At 39.6% G+C, this 20,451-nt stretch carries 16 protein-coding genes and 1 pseudogene; 3 read left to right on the top strand and 14 right to left on the bottom strand.

Going from position 1 to position 20,451, the window contains the following annotated elements; genetic code table 11:
• Positions 1–188: pseudogene (locus FYJ59_RS13975) on the top strand (relaxase/mobilization nuclease domain-containing protein); the annotation flags it as partial.
• A 221-nt stretch (positions 189–409) separates the two neighbouring features.
• Positions 410–757 (top strand): helix-turn-helix transcriptional regulator, encoded by a 348-nt coding sequence (locus FYJ59_RS13380; protein WP_154498738.1) that lies wholly within the window; start codon positions 410–412, stop codon positions 755–757.
• Positions 758–896: 139 nt separating this feature from the next.
• Here FYJ59_RS13380 and FYJ59_RS13375 read toward each other — a convergent pair whose 3' ends face one another.
• From FYJ59_RS13375 to FYJ59_RS13350, 6 genes are read right to left on the bottom strand one after another with little or no spacing between them, the layout of a single operon-like run.
• Positions 897–2,516: an ABC transporter permease gene (locus FYJ59_RS13375; protein ID WP_154498735.1), complete on the bottom strand. Its 1,620-nt coding sequence runs from the start codon at positions 2,514–2,516 to the stop codon at positions 897–899.
• Positions 2,513–3,424 (bottom strand): efflux RND transporter periplasmic adaptor subunit, encoded by a 912-nt coding sequence (locus FYJ59_RS13370; RefSeq protein ID WP_154498731.1) that lies wholly within the window; start codon positions 3,422–3,424, stop codon positions 2,513–2,515. Before FYJ59_RS13370 ends, FYJ59_RS13375 begins: the two co-directional genes overlap by 4 nt.
• Before the next feature lie 33 nt (positions 3,425–3,457).
• Positions 3,458–4,321: a carbohydrate ABC transporter permease gene (locus FYJ59_RS13365; protein WP_154498729.1), complete on the bottom strand. Its 864-nt coding sequence runs from the start codon at positions 4,319–4,321 to the stop codon at positions 3,458–3,460.
• Between the two features lie 24 nt (positions 4,322–4,345).
• The gene (locus tag FYJ59_RS13360; protein ID WP_205839554.1) at positions 4,346–5,221 is read right to left on the bottom strand and encodes a carbohydrate ABC transporter permease; all 876 of its coding nucleotides are present in this window, start codon (positions 5,219–5,221) and stop codon (positions 4,346–4,348) included.
• Positions 5,222–5,234: 13 nt separating this feature from the next.
• Positions 5,235–5,918 carry a hypothetical protein gene (locus FYJ59_RS13355; protein ID WP_154498724.1) on the bottom strand — a complete coding sequence of 228 codons (684 nt, stop codon included), beginning with the start codon at positions 5,916–5,918 and terminating at the stop codon, positions 5,235–5,237.
• A gap of 16 nt (positions 5,919–5,934) precedes the next feature.
• A complete protein-coding gene (locus tag FYJ59_RS13350) occupies positions 5,935–7,290 on the bottom strand; it encodes an ABC transporter substrate-binding protein (RefSeq protein WP_154498722.1) in 1,356 nt (451 codons plus the stop codon).
• 210 nt (positions 7,291–7,500) lie between these two features.
• Here FYJ59_RS13350 and FYJ59_RS13970 point away from each other — a divergent pair, with 210 nt between their 5' ends.
• Positions 7,501–7,653, top strand: a complete 153-nt coding sequence (locus tag FYJ59_RS13970; RefSeq protein WP_205839553.1) for a hypothetical protein — start codon at positions 7,501–7,503, stop codon at positions 7,651–7,653.
• A gap of 27 nt (positions 7,654–7,680) precedes the next feature.
• Here FYJ59_RS13970 and FYJ59_RS13345 read toward each other — a convergent pair whose 3' ends face one another.
• The 8 genes from FYJ59_RS13345 to FYJ59_RS13310 form a co-directional block, all read right to left on the bottom strand.
• A complete protein-coding gene (locus FYJ59_RS13345) occupies positions 7,681–8,451 on the bottom strand; it encodes a hypothetical protein (RefSeq protein ID WP_154498720.1) in 771 nt (256 codons plus the stop codon).
• Positions 8,444–9,856, bottom strand: coding sequence for a sensor histidine kinase (locus tag FYJ59_RS13340; protein WP_154498716.1), 1,413 nt, complete (start codon positions 9,854–9,856; stop codon positions 8,444–8,446). The genes FYJ59_RS13345 and FYJ59_RS13340 overlap by 8 nt, the downstream gene beginning before the upstream one ends.
• Before the next feature lie 3 nt (positions 9,857–9,859).
• Positions 9,860–10,516, bottom strand: a complete 657-nt coding sequence (locus FYJ59_RS13335) for a response regulator transcription factor (protein ID WP_154498740.1) — start codon at positions 10,514–10,516, stop codon at positions 9,860–9,862.
• A gap of 135 nt (positions 10,517–10,651) precedes the next feature.
• On the bottom strand, positions 10,652–10,858 hold the full coding sequence (locus FYJ59_RS13330) for a transposon-transfer assisting family protein (protein ID WP_154498714.1): 207 nt from the start codon (positions 10,856–10,858) through the stop codon (positions 10,652–10,654).
• 3 nt (positions 10,859–10,861) lie between these two features.
• Positions 10,862–14,725 (bottom strand): YodL domain-containing protein, encoded by a 3,864-nt coding sequence (locus FYJ59_RS13325; RefSeq protein ID WP_154498712.1) that lies wholly within the window; start codon positions 14,723–14,725, stop codon positions 10,862–10,864.
• A gap of 131 nt (positions 14,726–14,856) precedes the next feature.
• A complete protein-coding gene (locus tag FYJ59_RS13320; protein ID WP_002582170.1) occupies positions 14,857–15,468 on the bottom strand; it encodes a hypothetical protein in 612 nt (203 codons plus the stop codon).
• Positions 15,452–15,646 carry a hypothetical protein gene (locus tag FYJ59_RS13315; RefSeq protein ID WP_002582171.1) on the bottom strand — a complete coding sequence of 65 codons (195 nt, stop codon included), beginning with the start codon at positions 15,644–15,646 and terminating at the stop codon, positions 15,452–15,454. Before FYJ59_RS13315 ends, FYJ59_RS13320 begins: the two co-directional genes overlap by 17 nt.
• Before the next feature lie 124 nt (positions 15,647–15,770).
• Positions 15,771–20,451, bottom strand: a 4,681-nt coding sequence (locus tag FYJ59_RS13310) for a DEAD/DEAH box helicase family protein (protein WP_205839552.1), incomplete at its 5' end; no start/stop codon positions are given.

The raw sequence follows: 20,451 nt of genomic DNA, 5'->3' as shown, positions 1-20,451 counted from the left end.
AGCTCCGTAACGAATACAATTCTTTGTATTCGAAGAAAGAAACCTTACAGAAAACCTATAAATCTGCTGAGAAAGAAATCAATGCTCTCAACAGAAAATTAGATAATCTGAATCAATATCTTAACCGCAGTTCGTCAGTTCAGCAGACTAATGACAGAAAACCGGAAAAGAACCAAACTACTCTCTGATTTTGCCCATCAAAAAAGGTGTATCGAATTGAAGTTTTTAACTTCATTACGATACACCTTGATGTGTGTAGTAAGTTCTTGCTACTTTTTCTACTGATATTCTTTTTTCTCGTATTTTCCACTTATGTTTTATCATGTACTGTACTCCATATTCACTCTGTATTCCAATGCAATTCACTCATGCCGATGTGTAATGTAAACTACAATCGAGGTGAATTACAATGCAGGATATAAAACAAAATCTTGCCAACGCAGTACGTGAAGCCCGTACAGAACTCGGTCTTTCACAGGAAAAGCTGGCAGAAATTCTTAATCTAGATCAACGCACAATATTGAACATCGAAGCCGGACGTGGTAATCCGAAATTTGAGAAGCTGTATCCATTGATTACATATCTTAAGATACCAGCAGATAATATTTTCTACCCAGATAGCAACAACCAGACACCGAATCTTCAAAAGCTCATGACCTTAATAAATGATTGCACGGAACAGGAAGCTAATGATTTATTACCTATGGTTCGCTATTTTCTTGAATTATTGCGCAAGCAAGACCATCTAACTCAATAAGGAAATCAATGAACCTCATACAAAGCAATTGATTTTCTGATTATCAAAGCACTTTTTATGTTTTCTCTTCAAATTTGATATTGTTTTTTTCTTACATACGGTTAGTACCTTGGGAATACTAACCGTTGTATTTTATATTCTAGTCACAAAATTTTATTATTACTTCATACCCATCCAAAACCATAATGTTAATATCACAAAGGTTTAAATAAGCCATGGTCACCCCTAACCTATTCCCTGCAATCAGATACTTTCTATCATCTTCTTTAAACAATTCTTCTAAATCTTTGTGGAGAACATTTATTCCCTTTACAGAAATGCTATTTCTGTTCGTACAAAAAATAATTTCCGTATTAGCAGATCCAAATATTGATACCAACTCCAAAATTAATACATCTAAAGCAGAATACATATAATTGCTTATTGTTATGTTCTGTTCAAAAGCATCATCACTTGGCAAACACTTCATTTTAAGTGCTTTGTCTGTTACTCTACTCTCTAAACTCTCATACAAATTAAGGCACATAGTAGCAAGGTTAATTGTTATGTTCTGTTCAAAATATCCGAGATTTTGCTTATATTTTCTATTCACAATTTCTTTATCAATTTTCTCCTTTAACCTCTCCGATACATCTAAGTGATCAACTGTATCTTTCAATGCACTCTTGATAATCTCATCTAATCTTTCATCTGTAATTTTGTTATATCCCATTTTGTTCTCCTTCTTATTTTTTTCTATTTCTAACATTCCAATAAAGCATACAAACAAACAAAATAATGACAGCAAATTCCAATGTCCCCAAAAAGACATTTCATCGATGTTCATTCTCGCTAATGCATAAAAATCCAGAACAGCATATATAAAATTCATACCTCTTTTTTCTGCCAAGTAATAATATGGTGGTATACACCATGCCATCTGAATAATTCTTATTACAATCATCAAAACTGTTAAGCATATAATCGCTTGTAACAGATTGTCAAACATCCTCTTCTTATCTAACACCTGATTGGCTCTTAAAAATTTTACATTCAGCCTAATTTTTTTCCAAAAGAAAAGTGCTATTCCAATACATGCAATAACAAGTGGAAGATAAAATCTCAAACAAAATACCTTTTTGAATAGATTTATTTCCTGAATATCAAAATCTTCCATTGAAAATCCTGCTTTACCTATCATCAATGATGCTTCGGCAATATTACTAAAATGGCACCATATTTGATTACACGCTGTATTATCTGTTGTCAAAACGGATACTGTCTGATATGGAATATAAATTTTTGCAGTATTGCTTTTCTCATTTGTAATTCCAATCACTTCATATGATACCCGATTGAGAAATACTATTTCTCCAATGCAGTTATCATTTCCAAACAAATCGTATGCTGCTGTTTTGTTCAGTACCGCCACTCGCAATTCTCTTTCTTCCTGCATCCCATTAAAGAAAGCCCCTACCTTTATATCCATTTTTGTAAAATAGGGAAAATTTTCATTTGTCGCAATAACCGTTGCTTTCTGTTTCCTAAATCCGCTAGATACCTCTGGATAAAGATACCCCGCATAGGTCAGGCGCACACCTTCCTGCTCAAATGCAGCTATATCACTTTCTGAAAACTGCCGACTATTCTGCCGAAAAGACAATATATATGTCTCGTCACACATAGAATGCTCCACATTTTTTCCTACTGTGAAGCATACAAGCCATGAGCTAAAAACAATGAGAAGTAAGAAAATCAGCTTTATCGATAATTTCCTCATTTCACATCATCCCCTTCGTAATATACCTTACTTCCATCTGTGATTTCACTGGTAGAAGCTATGATGACAGCTTCATCTGTTGGAATACCTCTCACTGCACAGTATGTTTCATCCGAATTTAACAAATCAACCGATACTCTATGGGCAACATAGCCATTTCCAAGTACACTGTCTTCTTTCTTCAATGCCAGAACATAATATCCTACAGAATCTTTTCTCAAAGCCGCTACCGGTATGATTGCATCATACTGTTCACTTTCTTTTTTTATTGTGACCTTCGCCTTTTTCCCTGCGATTTCTGCATTTGAGGAATTTATTGTAATTTCTACCTGATAGCCTGTTCTACTCTGATCTGCATAAGAAACAATAGATTGAATTTTCCCTGAAAAATTTTCATTTAGTTCTTCAATCTGCAAATTTACAATACTATCCCTACCAACATATTCTAACTGCTCATCCGTCACAAATACTATGACAGTCCATTCTTCAGATACTTCAGCTATTTCATAAAGGATTATATTTTGCATGGATGATACATACATTCCATTTTTCACGCCCACAGAAGTAATGACTCCATCATCTTCTGCAACAATATCATTTATTTCCCCTGTTTCTGCTACTTCGAATTGCATAAGACATTGCCCTTTTTGCACCTCATCTCCTGCCTGCACCAGAACGTCTTTTACCCGTCCATCGACATCTGCGTACACAGAGTCCACATGGGAATATGAAATTTCTGCTGTATCCTCAACAGTAAAACTCAATTTTCCCTGCTTTGGCGTAGCAATACTCACAACAGGAAGCCGATAATTATAAATAGATTCAGAAAAAAATGTCAGTACTAACACAATACCTAAAAAAATTCCAAATGCTTTAGCAAAATTTCTCTTTTTTTCTTTATGATTCATTTTTGTTTTTCCTTTCACATATTCTCATATGCTCTAACCTTTAATTCCTGTAATCGCAATTCCCTGTTTTAAATGTTCCTGTCCATAAAGTAATACCAATAGCATCGGAACAGCATAAAAACAGGAACCTGCAAAAGCCAACCCTATATCGCCATTGTTTATTTGTGCCAGAAAGGTAGATAAGGGTTGTTTTTCTGAATCCTGTATAAAGATAATTGCCTGATCCACCAGATTCCAGTAATCCAATAAAGTAAGCATTGCTGTTGCCGCTATTCCCGGCTTTATCATTGGCAGGATTATGGAAATAAAAATTTTTCCATTTCCAGCTCCGTCTATTTTCGCTGCCTCCAAATAGGCATCTGGCAAGCTTTTCATAAACTGCCTTAACAGAAAAACACCAAACGGGTTAAAGATTCCCGACAAGATGATTGCCAGATAGCTGTCAGTAATGCCCAACCAGTCAGCAACAATGTAATTGGGCATCAATGTTACCTGCAGCGGTAAAAGCATTACTATGATATAAAGGAAAAATAACAGCTCCTTTCCCTTAAATTTCAAAACCGTAAATGCATACGCCGCCAATGTTGATACAATAATCTGCCCCACTACAATCGGAACTGTGATTTTGACAGAATTCCAAAACATATTTAAATAAACCGGACTGTCAAACAAAAGCTCTGCATACTGTGACAATGTTACTTTTTCCGGAATGAGGTTCATATCAACATAACTTCCTTCTTCCATTCCGCTAACATTATAGTTTCGTTCCACTTCTGTGCTACTCATAAACGAATTTGTAAATGTAATAATAAGCGGTGCCATATAAATTACTGTAATTGCCAGAAACAGCAGCCACCAAAATCGTGATTTCCATCTTTGCACTCTTTGTTTACTCATTCTGATTCCTCACTTTCTGCCTGGCTAATAATGCAGATCCTTCGACAGCTTTCTTTCAGTACGGAACAGGCAAGCCACAAATAGAACAATAACAATTGTTAAAATATAAATCGCACTGGCTAACTTTGAATAGTTCAATGACAAGAACATATTATTCATGTAATGCTGCAATACATATAGCCCATCCGGAGGATATTCTCCTGTAATGATATAAATTTCTTTAAATACCTTAAAAGAATTTACGAACGTCATAATCAACACTAAAAATGAAGTTGGTATAAGGTATACCCATGTAATATGCTTAAATTTCCAGACAAAGCCTGCACCTTCCACATCTGCATACTCATAATATTGCTCCGGAATACTGCTCAAACCACTTAAATATAAAGCCATATTATATCCAATGTTTTTCCATATAAAGATAACGACCATTGCCATCATGCTGTATTTGCTGTCTAACCAATCAATTCCTCTTATCCCAAAAACACTTAGGAATTTATTAAATGTTCCATGTACGCCCCAAAAACTCTCCCAAAAGAAAGCTGATGTTGCCGAGGGAATTGCCAACGGTATCAAAAAAATCAAGCTGAAGAATTTTGGATACCGCTTCATTTTATGAATAACCAGTGCCACTCCAAGGGATAACACCATATTAAGAGGGATACTGATTGCCATAAACACAACTGTGTTTTTCAACCCTTTCAAAAAATATTGATTCCGGAACAGTTCTTTGTAATTTTGTAACCCACAAAAAGCTCCATGAATCGGATTATCCACAACAGAATAAAAAAACGACACAATAAATGGGGCTAAGTAAAACAAGCAGAAACCTGTCAAGCTTACTATTAACATAAGCCAAGGTAATATCTGATTCCAATTTCGTCTAATAATTATCTTCAAAGTAGCCTCCCATTTATTCAAAATTATAAATGGTAACTTTCTGTGCCATAAAACTATTCCCTTCATACGCACCTTGTAGCTCCACTAATTTCTCACTAATCAAATTTGCAGAAGAAGCCGCAGCATAGTTAGCGGTAATACCTCCATCTGAAGAAGTACACACTACAAATTCCGTATTATCCTCATAAATCACAGAAACTTTTTCAGCATCTTCTCCGGAACTGACCATTACATCACTGCTAATCACATTTGCTTTCCTTATTACAAATTCACCATTACCAACAGATATAATTGTCCCATTCATCGTTACTGTTGGTATAGATTGTGTTGCCGGATTTTGGTCTTGTTGCTGTGATTGTTCATTTTCCTGATTTGTAGCTTGCTCCCCAGATTGCCCTATCGACTGTGCTGTTATCGATTGCTCTTTGGAGGATTCCTCTCCTGAGTCCAATGGCTCCTGATCCACATCATTTTCTACATTAGAATCTTCTTCCAATTGTGTATCTTCCTGCCCTGATTCTGATGAAAAATCTATTTCGACTTCAGTTCCATTATTGGTATCAACAGCATTTTCCGTATTTATTACTGGCATATTTTCAAAGTTTATGTCTGTGCCGCTTTCTTTTTCACACGCTGTAATTGTAAATATCATTGCTATTAACAAAATCACTTGAGCTACTATCAGTTTTTTCCTCATATTCCTCTAATCTCCCTTACTCATTGAAATACTGCTCAATCTTTCTCTGAAGAATGGAAGCTGTGTCCTGTGCGGTTTGATCTCCTTGAAAAAACTTAACGTTTTCTTCCTCTATCAAAGTCCAAATGTCAGTATCCACCGTATCACAGTCATTGATCTGCTCCATCCAGTTTTCCAGCAATTCTCTATATTCTTCTTGATCTACCGTGCTATTACCACTATCTGTATAATAGTTATAGTAACGTTTCACAGCAGCTTCAAATCCCTTTCTATTAACTGCCAGCCCGTGAACAGAAGGCTGTGACTGTACTTCTTCTGATAATAAATATTTGATAAATTCCCATGCCAAATCTTTATTATCAGACGCACTATTGAGTGCAAGACAGGCATTTGCATTTATTGCCACGTTTCCCTCTTTGTCAGCCAACGGCATACTGTATGCCATACCTGCCTGTGTATCTAATTCATAAAATGCAGCCTGAACATCATAATCACACGTTGCTGCATAGTAATACTCAGTGTTATAAAAATCGATATTGGAACCAAAAGCATTGCTTTCCGAAAGTTCTTTTACCTCTTTTATTAAATTAATATAAGCAGCCGAATTTATATTTACTTTTTTGTTCTCTACATCAACAAATTCATGGAAAGCATCTTCAATTAAATAATCAGCATACGACAATTCATTCAACTGTATTAAATATGCATTGCTTTTGCCTGTATTTTGAATAAGTGCCTTTGCAATATCCATACGTTCTGAAAAACTCGCACTCTGTATGTTTTTCTCCACTTCAGGATTCTCTGACAACAGTTCCTCCGAAAAGCCAATTACATCATATTTTGCCATATACGGGATCAAATAGATTTTCCCGCTTTCCTCTTTTGCTGACTGTAGTACATTCATAAAATAATTTTCATCATTCAATTCAGGTGTCAGTGAAATATATCTGCTCAAGTCCTCAAAAGCTCCCATTTCACTATATTTTGTTACCGGAAGAAAACTATTAAAAATAATATCCTCCGCTTTTCCTGTCATTATTTTGGTATTAAGATATGTCTGGTAATCTTCCACACTTCCAGACTCTGATGTTCCATCATATGCATTGATTGTTACTGTTACTTCCGGATAGAGTTTCATAAATTGCTCAGCTGCGGCAGTCAGAAATTCCTCTTCATAAAAACATGATATTGTAATTTCCCCCTTCATTTCCGGTTTCACATAACTCTCCGTTTCCTGTTCCTCTGTTTCATTTGATGTACTATAATCCTGTTTCTGTCCCTGCTGTACATTTTCTTCGTTCTGTCCACAGCCACAAAAAAAACAAGAAATGCACAATAATAACGCCCATATTGTTGTTGCTTTTTTACGCATAAATAAAAAACCTCCTTGCTATGAATGAAAAGCAATCATTGATTGCTGGTAACAAAAAATGTCACCTACAAAATTATCATAGCAAGGAGTTGTCTCTTACTTTCAAACTAGATGTGTCTAAGTTGTCAAAAAATTTGGAGAATGTATAAAACTCGCTTTGTTTTAGAATACTGAAAATATATACTGCAAAGACATGGAGGTAAATGATTTATGGCAAAAGCCGGAATGAGACGTCCCGATCCCAAGCAACCACATGGGACTGAGAGTAACCACAAGACGCATATTTCCAAAAATGATGTTGCTCATGTACCTGAAATTCAAGGCAAAGCAAAATCTGGTCATAAAAAAGCAAAACCCATGTAAACGGTTTTGCTTTTTTATGGACCATTTTTATTCAACATCCGTGCATAAGCTCAGCAGAATACGTGCCACTGGTTTCTGCTTATCTACAACAACTTTATCCCTTTTTAATGTTACATATACTTTTCCACGCTCAGAAATCTTATAAATTTTGTTATCTTCTATTCCGACTTCTGTATTGTCTCCGGTAAGAAAAGGGAATGCAATGGCAAGCAGTTCCTCATCGCTACAGGTTCCATACACCATTTTCTCTTCACTCATAGAAATATCTGCCTTCCAGACTTGTCCGCTTGCAGCATGAATTCTTAAAATAATTTCCATATCATTTTCTTTATAAGTAACCGTCCAATAGCTTATGAGAGACCTTTCTAATGATGTCTGACTATCCAATGTACATAATACAGCATTTATACTTTCAAAACTGCATTCTAACAAATCGACAGGCAAAATATCATTTTCTGCCAACGTATTAATCCAATCTCTACCAGCCTTGATTGCCTGTTCCATATTCATCTGTCCTGCCATTGGCTCATGATACACCTCTCGTCCTCCGGCATCCCACACAGCCAACACCCCTGCCATTGTTTCCTCTGATAAAACTTCCCCTTCAAAGTCTCCCTGTACTGTTGTATCACTTCCGGTTTTATCTGCTTCTGACACATCCACGAAAACCTGACCTTTTACATCAAGAATCTCAGTTTCTTTGCAATTCAGCATTCCTTTCGTCAAAAACCATCCACCAATTACAACTGTAAAAGACAGGAAGAATACAAGCAAGGTATATATCTTATCTTTATTCATCTGCCATGCCTCCTTTACAGCTCAAACATATACTGACCTTTGTTCCACTTTTTCCATCACTTTCAAATTTCAGACTGCTTCCGTGTATCTCGGCTATCTTTTCTGCCAGACTGAGTCCGATACCTGCACCATGTAATTTTCTGGATCGTGACTTATCTACCATATAAAACGCTTCTGTAATCCGCTTGATTTCATTTTCTGGAATACCACTTCCATTATCTTCCAGCTGTATCACATAACACTTTTCTGAATCAATATATCCCTTCAACAGAAGCTGATCTGCTCCGGCTTTTATTGAATTATCAATCAGATTGAAAAGCAATGATTTAAATAAATCATACTCCACACTGATATATGCCTGTTCTGCATCACAGTTTAGCTGAACATTTTTTTCTGACATAAGATATTCCTCATCCTTTGCCAGCTCTTGAAGCAATATATCTGCGCGCATTTCCTGTAAAACAAACTCCTTGTGATTTAGTACAGCTAAGTCCATCAATTTTAAGGATAATGCTTCTAACCGCATACCTTCATTCCAAATATACCACGCAGCCTGTTTTTGTTCCTCCCTTGTTAGTTCTTTTTGATAAATTCGATTCGCATAGCCTATGATTGAGGTAAGTGGTGTTTTCAGTTCATGTGCAAAGTTTGCTACAAAATCCTCTTTCTGTCTGGCACTATCGGATAGTTCTTGTACTTTTTCCTCTATTGCTCCCGCCATTTGATTGAAATTTTTTGCAAGCTGACCTACTTCATCTCGGCTGGCAACTTCAATTCTCTCCTGATAATTTCCATCGGCTATTTTTTTTGTTACTTCTGTTAATTTCTTTATTGGACGGGTAAGTAATGCTGATAAAAAAATAATCAATAATGCACCAACCCCAATAGCCACCGCATAGACAACTCCGAATCTTTGAATCATTTGTTCCTGCTGATCAAAAACTCTTTCCACGTCTATTCCAGTCACCAAATAGATGCCGGTATCTTCCTGTGATACCTTTCCGGCAATCAATAAATACATACGGTTATTTATCTTGCGAAACTGATAGCTTACTTTCCCCACTTCCACATCCGCAAGCAGTTCAGAAATCTCCACAGCAGCCGGGAATTCAGAGAACAGTATGGAACCATCAAGAGAATAAAATGCTACAGTATTATTCATATTCGAAGCAATATTGCTGACATCATATTCTCCATTTGCAATACCTTCAAACCATTCTTCTCCTCTGGTAATCAATGTTGACTGTACCACAAATTTATTATACTGATACTGCTCCACAGCAGCCTCTACTTCTCTTTCCATGGAAGTTTCATAATAGTAAGAGATTAATGTATATCCACCCAGCAAAAATATCACACTGAAAAATATCGTCACAAAAAAGGTAATTTTGGTACTCAGCTTCATAATCTATCCCTCCAGGCGATAGCCGATACGGAATACTGTCTTAATGTAATCTTCCCAGCCTAATTTTTTCCTTAATCGCTGTATATGAGTATCAAGCGTTCTTGTATCTCCCATAAAAGGTTCATTCCAAATCTTTTCATATAACTTATCCCGATACTGGGCAATGTTTTTATTTCTTATCAATTCTACAAGCAGATCAAATTCCTTAACTGTCAAATCTATCTCTTTTCCTTCCTGAAATACCTTCCTTGACTCCAAATCCACTTTTACATCTGCAAAATTCAACCGTTTTTCGCTCTTCCCATAACGTCGTAAGACCGCTTCTATTCGAGCAATCACTTCTCCGCTTTGAAATGGTTTCACAATATAATCATCCGCTCCCATTTTTAATCCCTTTATCCGATCATTTACAGTTCCTTTTGCCGTCAGAAAAATGACAGGTATTTCTGTTGGCTTTATGTATTCCAGTAATTCATATCCATCAATTTCAGGCAGCATAATGTCTAAAAGTATTAAATCAAAATCCGTATTCTCCTCCAATAAATCTGCCGCCTGCTTCCCATCATAGGCATTTACACATTGATAACCTTCATCTCTTAAATCCATATATAATAAATTTGCAATTGCTTCATCATCTTCTACAATTAAAATTCTCACCAGAATGCCCTCCAATCTACAAAATTATTATACATCATAGTTGTGTCATAGTTGTGTAATTTTTACTGTTTAACTCATTCACTGTTCACTAAAAAAGGCAGAACACAGCCTATGCTATGCTCTGCCACCATCTCTATTTTACTCTACTGCAACAAACTTCAACTCTGAAAAATCCTCATCCGACATATTTTTCAGTTTTATAATCACTTTTGATGACAACTCAATCATTTCATCATCAACAAGATAGTTCATGACCTCACTGATGTCCTGTATAACCTTTGTCCTGCTCCTACTCTCAAAAATGCAGATTAAATTTATTTCCTCTACTGTAAATTTATTATTCATCGCTTATATCTCCCTCTGTTTGTCCTTTTTATTTTCCTGCATTTCATGTTCCTGTCCAGAACCAGCTACCTGTGCTTTTTTCTCAGCCAATCGAGCTTTTAAGGAAACTTTTATCGCAGGTTGTTCCTGCTCCTTTTTGTTTGCTTCCCTCTGTGCTTTCTCTGCACCATTATTCAGCACATTGTCAATCATGTTATAATTCTGTTCTTCCATTTCCTCAATCTTGGCAAGGGGCTTGTACTCTGCCAATTTATTCAGTAATGATTTTGCCCTTTGCATTTCATCCGGCAAAGCACCCTCAGAAATAACCTCGCTCAACCAGTCTGTAATAGGCTCCGTATTCCCTTGAACTATCATCTCGGAAATCTCTGACACGCTTTCCGTCATATTTGGGTTGTTGTTGCGGTAGGAATAAATATCATAATCATGGCTGAAACGGTCAATTTCCACAGCAAGCTGTTCTGCAGGTGCCAAATCCGGCATACGTTTCTCCCATACCTTTGCTTCCATATCTTCAGACATGACACCATCTATCTCCATTTCCGGTAACTTTGCCACAAGCTCTGCAATGACTTCCATAGCCTTTGGTTCACAGGTTATGCTTGGGATATGTTCTAATATCTCCAAATCAATTCGGTTTCCGGATAACAAATCAACTTCGTCATCCATATAGGTTTCTTCGCCCGGTCTGTGAACATTGATGCCGATTGCAGGAATACCATGCATTCGTTCTGGCGGTATCTGTTTCCAGATAGAAATTGCCTCCTCTACTGTGGGAATATTCTCATAAAATTCTCCCAAATTGTGAAATTCTCCACACTCGGATACCATCAATGTTACTTCAACCTCTTCTTTCTCCATTTCGCCCTGTGTCTGCATCTGTTGTGTCAGCTCCTGCGCCCTTTCCTGCCGGATGCTCTCCAGATACTTCTCAGCCTGTGGCAGATACGTTTCCAGTGTCCCGGTACGTTGGGCAGTAATCGGATTGATGTCAACCTTTACCTCACCGATATGTAACCCGTCCTCATTAAACGCATTGAATAAATCATCCTCTCTCTCATTCGTAGAAAGTTCCACTACCACATCAAGATCAGAGCTGTCCTTCTCCAAACCTCTACACCTACTTCCTACAACAACTGCATCAATAATTGTGGCATCAATATCGTACTCATCAAGCTTTGCCTGCACATGGCATTTTATTGTTTCTTCAATTTCTGCCGGATTCATTTCACTAATATCATGGAACATTTCATTGGTCTTCGCCCTAAAATCCATTATGATGCTACTCTCTTGATTTTTTGGTACAACTTCGTTGGCTTTCTCAACCTTTTCCATCAATCCATCATAATCAATCGGTATCAGCTCATCCTTTTCCTTAATACTCCCTTTCGCTCCGTTATGGTCTGGAGCGGATTTCAAATCATCTATGATGTCTGTCAGTGCCTCCCTAATTGTCACATCCGGATTGTCATAAACTCCACCGTCAATCTCCTTATAATCAGCTCCCATAATGGAATAATCATAGCCTCCATCCACCTCTTGGATACTGATATAGCGGTCTGCAATCTGAAAGGCAAGTTCGGTTTCTTCCCCAATCTCCAAGGACTTTTTCATATCTGCAAGCACCTGTTCCTTTTCATCACCAAGGTCAATGATTTCATCCCCATCTTCCAACGTGTTGTCCGAAGTTTCCTTCTCCTGTTTCTCCAGCTCTGACTTATGGACATCCTGTCCAGAGGTGTCAATCTCCGCTTCCTGCTCTTTTACTCCCTCCAATGTCTGAATAAAATCAGGAAGTCCGGTAAATCCAAAAGAATCCACAAAATGGGCACTGTTTTCCCCATTCTGATGTAGGACCACAATATCACTGACAGACAGTGAATGCCCTCTGTAATCTTCCGGGTGGTCTATATTGAATTTCTCATAGATTGCTTCCAGCGTTTCGCCCTCTGTCTGCTTTTGCAGTTCAGACAGCTCTCCTACATAAATCAGTTCATAATTATCCGGCTTGATAGCATCAAAATTGTCCTTCGTAATACCCATACGCTTTAAAGACTCTGTACCCTCAAACCGCAGATGATCCAGTTCCGGATTATGCTTCAACTGATAAATACCATACTTGTCAGAGCTGCTATACAAAAGCTGTGCTTCTTTATTTATTTCATTGTCCGAAAGTTCAGCCTGCATGGAACGAAGTTTTCTTTCATTTTCCCAATCACCTTTTTCAATGCCAAAAATTCCTTCATGCTCCGTAATCTGTTTTCTATCTTCTACCGTGGTTTCCGAACCGTCATTGTGTAACAGATACACAGGCAAGTCATGGTCAAACAATTCCAATGCTTTCTCCTGCGTCAATGGCAGCATTTTATTCCATGTATAACCGTACTCCCGCATTTCAGACAGACCAATTATCGGGTCTGGAAGTGCATCAATCTCTGCCTGTGCATCTATGATAGTCAGACCCACATCTTGCTGTGAATATTCAAGCTGATATGCCAGCTTTTCTGCAAGCTCCCTTGTCTTGTCCATATCATCAAGCTTATAAGCATAATTTACAATCAAGTTACGCTCATCTGATGTAAATATGGTTTTCTCCGCTTCCAATTGATGGATAAGCTGCTCTGCCTGCTCCATAACCGAAAGATTACTGTCAATCTGTTCTGCTATTTTTGCTTTCACATCAATAATCTCATCTGTATCAAGATTGTAACGAACATCAAGATGATATTCCTCAAATTCTCTTGATTTCTCATTGCCAAGCTCTGTAGTCCATGCACCTTTACTTTCCAAGTATGCCTGTATACTGAGTTTATCATCCTCACTCATGTTAGTAAGAGCAGCCACAAGCTCCTGCGTATCCATTCCACGGACATTGACAAGGCTGAACTCCGTCAAATCCTCATTCTGTATCAGCAGGATACACTCTTTACTCTGTTCCTTCTCTATGGCACGATTTAGCTGCAATTCCTGTAACGCTCCTTCAATTCCTGTAATAAGCTCAGATGCCGTCTTTCGTATGGTGTCCAGGGAAGATTTCAGTTCCTTCATATCCTTACCACTGCTCCACCCTGCAATATAACCAAAAGAATAATCCGAGGTTTCTATGCCAAAATGCTGGCATACAGTATAGGCAACGCTTTCTGCTTCTACTTCTTTTGTATTTCTATCCTTTGCAGGTGCCTCCATCAAATCATCCCGATTGATTTCCTTATTGTGAAGCATGGAATGAGCTACTTCATGCACCATTGTCTTTAATGTCTGGCTCTCACTCATATTCTCCTGCACCGCAATCCGCTTTTCCTCTGTATGGAAATATCCTTTGGAATCGCCGGGAATATCCTCAAAGCCAATAGGAACCGGGGCAACATTCATAAGTGCCTGCACAAAGTCCTCATATCCCTCCACTGTTGATAAAAGCTCCTGTGCTTCCAGTTCCGGAATTGGCTTTCCATCTGTCTGTGATACATCAAATACAGACACGGCACGAAACGCCGGAATCGTGACCTCTACCTGCTCCCTTTGAGGCATACCGTTTTCATCAAACATCATCTCTCCGGTCACAGGGTCTAATTTATCCCGTTCCTCTTTGATTTTATAAGGAGCCGGGGCAAGAATACGGATTGCCTTTTCTCCTTTATTGACGTGTCTTTCAAAATTTTTCTGCCATGCTTTATATCCAGCTACAAGCGTTGCTTCCGGCTTTTGCATGGCGATAAGTAAAGTGTTGTTAAAGCTGTAATTATGAAATTTTGACATGGTGGAAAGATATGTCTTGTACTTTTCACTCTCAAAAAGTTCCTTTAATCCTTCCTCCAACTTGTCTGTAATTTCCTGTACCTTTTGTTTTTCTGTTCTTTCGTCTGCCATAATTATTCTCCTTTTCAAACGCAAAAATACCGCCCTGCAAATTCACAAGACGGTATCTTAAAATAAAAAAAAGTGTATGGACTTGATTTCTCTTTTTCCATACACCTTTATGGTTAATATTTAGTTTGCTTTTAGAGCAACCTTAAAAGCTGCACAAGCTCATGAGGTTCTTCCGAATCCGTTGCGGTCTGCCGGGTATCAAATGTCTGGAAACGGTTCGCCTGATAGAATGACAGCAACCTCTCACTGTTCTCTGCTTCCAGAAAGGTTACCATTCCACCACCCATGTACTGCATCTTTTCAACAATGTCCCAAGCAAGTTCAAGCAATTCCTCACCAGTAATCTTTTTTTCTGCTCCATTTTTGAAATTCTTTCCAAGCTGCGCAATTAAATATGCTGACATTGTATATGTTTGTGACTGTTCGTCCAGCTCACTGACACGCATCAGCTTCTTTTTAACTGTATTACTTACTGTTTCACCTCTGACTGTCAGCGGCTTCAATGCTATGGTAAAATATCCTACCAATTCCATGCTGCTTACATCAAAGACAAGATATGTAACAGACTGGTTCTTTTTTGTAAATTCTATGGAGCTTTTCTTTAGAAAGCGTTCAACATCCGGGTTCTTCGGACAAGAAAAACCGGAGAGAACTTGAAGAAGCCTGCTCTCTCCGAGTTTTGGGTTATCACTATTGAGATATCGCCGTATGTTGATAACAGAAAATTTATTTGTTTCCAACATTTGCCTTCTCCCATTTTTCCATAAATTCTATCAATTCCGCTTCTTCCGTTATTTCCCTTGCGGATACCGGAACACGTACAGGACGGTTTTTGGCAGATGCTTCAATCGCATCAGCAAACATCTCCACCTGTTTCTGACCGGATATGATAAAATTCTTAGTGATACTTGAAGTTGCCATAAAAACACCTCCTTTATTAGTGTGGCTTATCTTCTCTTATTCATACTTCTTCAACTATATTTTATGATGTTATCCCGGCTTTTGCAACAAAATTTTTGTGAATTTTTTGTAGTGTGCTTTTCGGTTATATAGTCACCTCTTTTCCTTTGTCCATCTGTTTGCCCGGCTTTTCTGCTCCTGCAACCTTTGCTTTCATCACCTCCAACTTCGCCTTCAGGGACACTCTTTCTGCAGGTGTATCCGCATACTGTCTGATGCCCTTATCCTGCTCTGTACCCACTGCTTTCTCTGCAATCGGAATATTCTTCGCCGGACGGTCTGCAACCTCTTTTTCACTCTTTGGAGCTTCCGGCTCATCATCCATATCAATCCCGTCATTCCCCTTTTCATCCATGTTAAGCAGGGCATTTAATGCAGACAGACGCTCTAACTTCTCTGCAAGCTCCGCTTCCTGCGCAAAAGGCTTGGTTACCTCCACCTTTGCGGTTTCAAGCTGATGCTCCACAGTTTCAAGTTTTGTCTGTGCTTCCATGAGTTGCTTTGGCATGGATTCCAGTGCATGGTTGATACGGGCAATATTTCCAATCGGGTCTGAACCGACTTCCAGATTGTGGGAAAGCTGACCTTTCAGGTTCATCACAAATTTGTGGTTGAACGCATCAAAAGATACTGCCATCTTAAAACCTGCATATTCGCCAATGACCGCAGGGGCATTGACTGTTTTTATTTCTTTGCACATCTCCACAAGGGCTGTTCCGGCTTCTTTTTTATCCGTATAGAGCTTGTCCCCCACTTTCATGGAAAACTGCTCTTTATCCACCGGAAGGTTGGCTTTCGCAGCCTGAATGTCTGCCTGCATCCCGCTGATACGCTCCTTTAAAATCGTGATCTGCTGAGGATAATGCTTTGCGATGTTGTCCTCCAGTCGGTATTTCTGACTGGTATGGTTTGCTTTCATAAGTTTCAGTTTTGAAACCTGAATATCGAGGTCCATCTTTTCCTTGATGTAGGGATTTCCTGTTGCCAGAGCCTTGACCTCCGCATAAGTAAGTGCTGCTTCATCCACATCCTCACAGGAACGTACCGGAGATTTGCTTGTCATGATCTGACCGATAAATTTCTGCTTGTTCTCAATGAGCTGCCACGAATAACTGTCAAAGGTTCCTTCTGTCACATAGCGGAAAATCTTGACCTTCGGATTAAGGTTGCCCTGTCGTAAAATACGCCCCTCCTGCTGTTCAATGTCAGAAGGACGCCAAGGCACATCTAGGTGGTGCAGTGCGATAAGTCTGTCCTGCACATTGGTTCCGGCTCCCATCTTCTGTGTGGAACCAAGCAAAAAACGGACCTGTCCGCTTCTTACTTTCCCGAACAGCTCCGCTTTCCTAAGCTCCGTATTTGCTTCATGTATAAATGCGATTTCTTCCGGTGGGACACCCTTTTCGATCAGCTTGTTGCGGATGTCCTCATAAACATTAAATGTACCATCTCCTTTCGGTGTTGACAGGTCACAGAAAATAAGCTGCGTTGATTTCTGCTCCTTTGTCTGCTCCCATATTTCAAATGCCTTTTCCACACAGGTGCTTGCCTTTGAATTTTCATCATCTGGCAGCATATCGTTGATAAGTCTCTGGTCTAATGCCAGTTTTCTACCGTCATTGGTAATTTTGAGCATATTGTCCTCATAGGGCTGTACCTGTCTGTCACGCACGGCTTCTGCCCTTTCTGCCAAAGATGCCACCATGTCCTTTTGATATTCACTTGGCTTTAACACCACATTTTCATATTCTGCTTCCGGCACAGGGAGATTTAACATATCCGGTGTCTGAATATCCGCACTCTCCTTAAAAAGTGCAATCAGCTCCGGGAGATTAAAGAACTTTGCAAACCTCGTCTTTGCCCGGTATCCGGTTCCCTCCGGTGCAAGCTCTATGGCTGTCTGCGTTTCTCCAAAAGAGGATGCCCAACTGTCAAAATGTCCCAGTCCCAGTTTCTGAAGCGTACCATACTGAAGGTAACGCATATTGGTATAAAGCTCTGTCATACTGTTTGAAATCGGCGTACCTGTCGCAAAAGTTACACCCTTACCGCCTGTCAATTCATCAAGATACTGACACTTTGCAAACATATCCGAGGATTTCTGTGCCTCTGACTGTGCGATTCCCGCCACATTTCGCATCTTGGTATAAAGAAACAGATTTTTGTAATTATGGCTCTCATCCACGAAAAGCCTGTCCACGCCAAGCTGCTCAAAGGTCACTACATTATCTTTCCTTGATGCATCATTCAGCTTTTCAAGCCTTGTAAGAAGTGATTTTCTTGATTTCTCCATCTGCTTAATGGTGTAACGTTCCCCGTTGTCGGCTTTTGCCTGTGCAATGGCAAGCTCTATCTCATCAATCTGCCTTTCAATAATGGCTACCTGTCTTTCCTGTGAAAGCGGAATTTTCTCAAACTGACTATGCCCGATAATAACCGCATCATAATCTCCCGTAGCGATTCTGGAACAGAATTTCTTACGGTTGGCAGGCTCAAAGTCTTTCTTTGTTGCAGCAAGGATATTGGCTCCGGGATATAACCGTAAAAAATCACTTGCCCACTGCTCTGTCAAATGGTTCGGAACCACAAATAAGCTCTTTTGACATAATCCAAGACGCTTACTCTCCATGGCTGCCGCTGTCATTTCAAAAGTCTTTCCGGCTCCCACACAATGCGCAAGCAGGGTATTGTCTCCGTAAAGTACATGAGCCACCGCATTTTTCTGGTGAGGCTTTAACTCAATATCCGGTGTCATACCAGGGAATTTCAGATGTGAACCGTCATATTCCCTTGGTCTTGTGGAATTGAAAAGCTGGTTGTATTTTGCCACAAGTACCTGTCTGCGTTCCGGATCTCGGAACACCCAGTCCTTAAATGCTTCCCTTATGGCTTCCTGCTTCTGCGATGCAATGGTGGTTTCCTTTTTATTCAGTACCCTCTTTTCCTTACCTTCCTCCTCTATGGTATCGTAAACACGGCTGTCCTTTAAGTTCAGGGAATCCTCCAAAATGGTATAGGCATTTCTCCGGCTTGTACCATAGGTCATATTTACAAGGGAATTACCGTAATCTGCATTTTTGCCCTTTATGTTCCATTGTCCTGTCACATCGGAATACTGGACTCCCACGACATTCCTGTCTAACAAATGCTGTGGTGTTTCAAAGGTTTCCCGCATAAAATCCTCGATATACTTCGGGTCAATCCATGTGGCACCGATACGCACCTCAATCTCGCTGGCATCCAGCTCCTTCGGCTGTACCTGTGTGAGCGCCTGCACATTCACGGCATATTCCGGGTGACTTTCTGCATAGACCTTTGCTGTTTCCAGTTTGTCACGGACATTTCCACTCAGATACTCATCCGCAGTTTCCCATTGATCCGTCAATGGATTCTGAAATATAATTCCAGTCAGCTCCTCCTTTACCGTATCCACATCTTTTCCGGTCAACTCTGCCATATAGTCAAGGTCAACCCTTGCTTTTTCCGATAAGGACACTGCCAGTGCTTCACTTGCCGTATCCACACTTGTGACAACCTCTGCCTTTTTAATGGTACGCTTCGTGAACATATCCGCTTTGCCCTTGAAATTGCCCTCATCGTCCAATTTTTCAAGAGAACACAACAAACAATAGCTGCTGTCCTGATTAAATGCTCTTTTATTGATCTGTGAGTTGATCAAGCCATGTTTCTTGGAAAAAGCATCGTATAAGCTGTTTAACTCCGCCTGCTTTTCCTTGATTACCGTATCCGGATATTCCTCTAATTGCAGATTGATAAGCTCCTGCGTACAATTTCGGATACCCACCATGCCCTTGATACGTTCCTGCATGGAAGCTGACATATCCACAGGCTTCATAATGGAATTTTCACGGTAATACACCCTATCGTCCACAAGAGTGTAGCTGTAATTCTTAACATCCGGGTCCGCCGGAATGGTGGCATCCGCAAGCTCATCTGCCAGCTCATCCAGCTCCACTGCTTCTATCTCTCCGTCAATATGGCTTACTGCTTCCTGTAGCTGCTGTGCAAATGGTCTCGTAGTATCGGGCATACAGGTACTTTCCATGCCATACGGTCCGCTGACCATTTCCATTTTCCCCACAATCATCTCCGGGTGTTCGGCAAAATAACTGTTCATGGCAATGCCGTTCTCATCCTCTGACAGATGCACCCAGTCCGGCTCCAAATCCATCACACGGTCACGCTTCTTTAAGAACAAAATATCAGAAGTGACCTCTGTTCCGGCGTTTTCCTTAAATGCTGTGTTGGGCAGTCTGACCGCACCCAGAAGCTCTGCTCTCTGGGCAAGGTATTTTCTGACTTCCGGACTTTTCTTGTCCATTGTTCCCTTGCTGGTAACAAAGGCAACTACACCGCCGGGGCGAACCTTATCCAAGGTCTTTGCAAAGAAATAGTCATGGATTAAAAAATTCTGCTTGTCATACTGTTTATCCGCCACCTTATACTGTCCGAATGGCACATTTCCGATTGCCACATCAAAGAAATCGTTCGGATAATCTGTCTTTTCAAAGCCTGTGATTTTAATGTCGGCATTCGGATATAGCTGCTTTGCAATCCTTCCCGTAACGCCGTCAAGCTCCACGCCGTAAAGTCTGCTCTCCTGCATCTTCTCCGGCAGCATTCCGAAGAAATTTCCGATACCCATTGCCGGCTCCAGCACATTTCCTTTTTCAAATCCCATTTTATCCAAGGCATCATAGATACTGCGGATTATGGCAGGACTTGTATAATGGGCATTTAGGGTA

The sequence above is a fragment of the Waltera intestinalis genome, assembly GCF_009695995.1.
In the GTDB taxonomy this organism is placed as follows: domain Bacteria; phylum Bacillota; class Clostridia; order Lachnospirales; family Lachnospiraceae; genus Acetatifactor; species Acetatifactor intestinalis.
The sequence above is the reverse complement of the archived record's forward strand: the minus strand, read 5'-3'. Positions and strand labels throughout refer to the sequence as shown.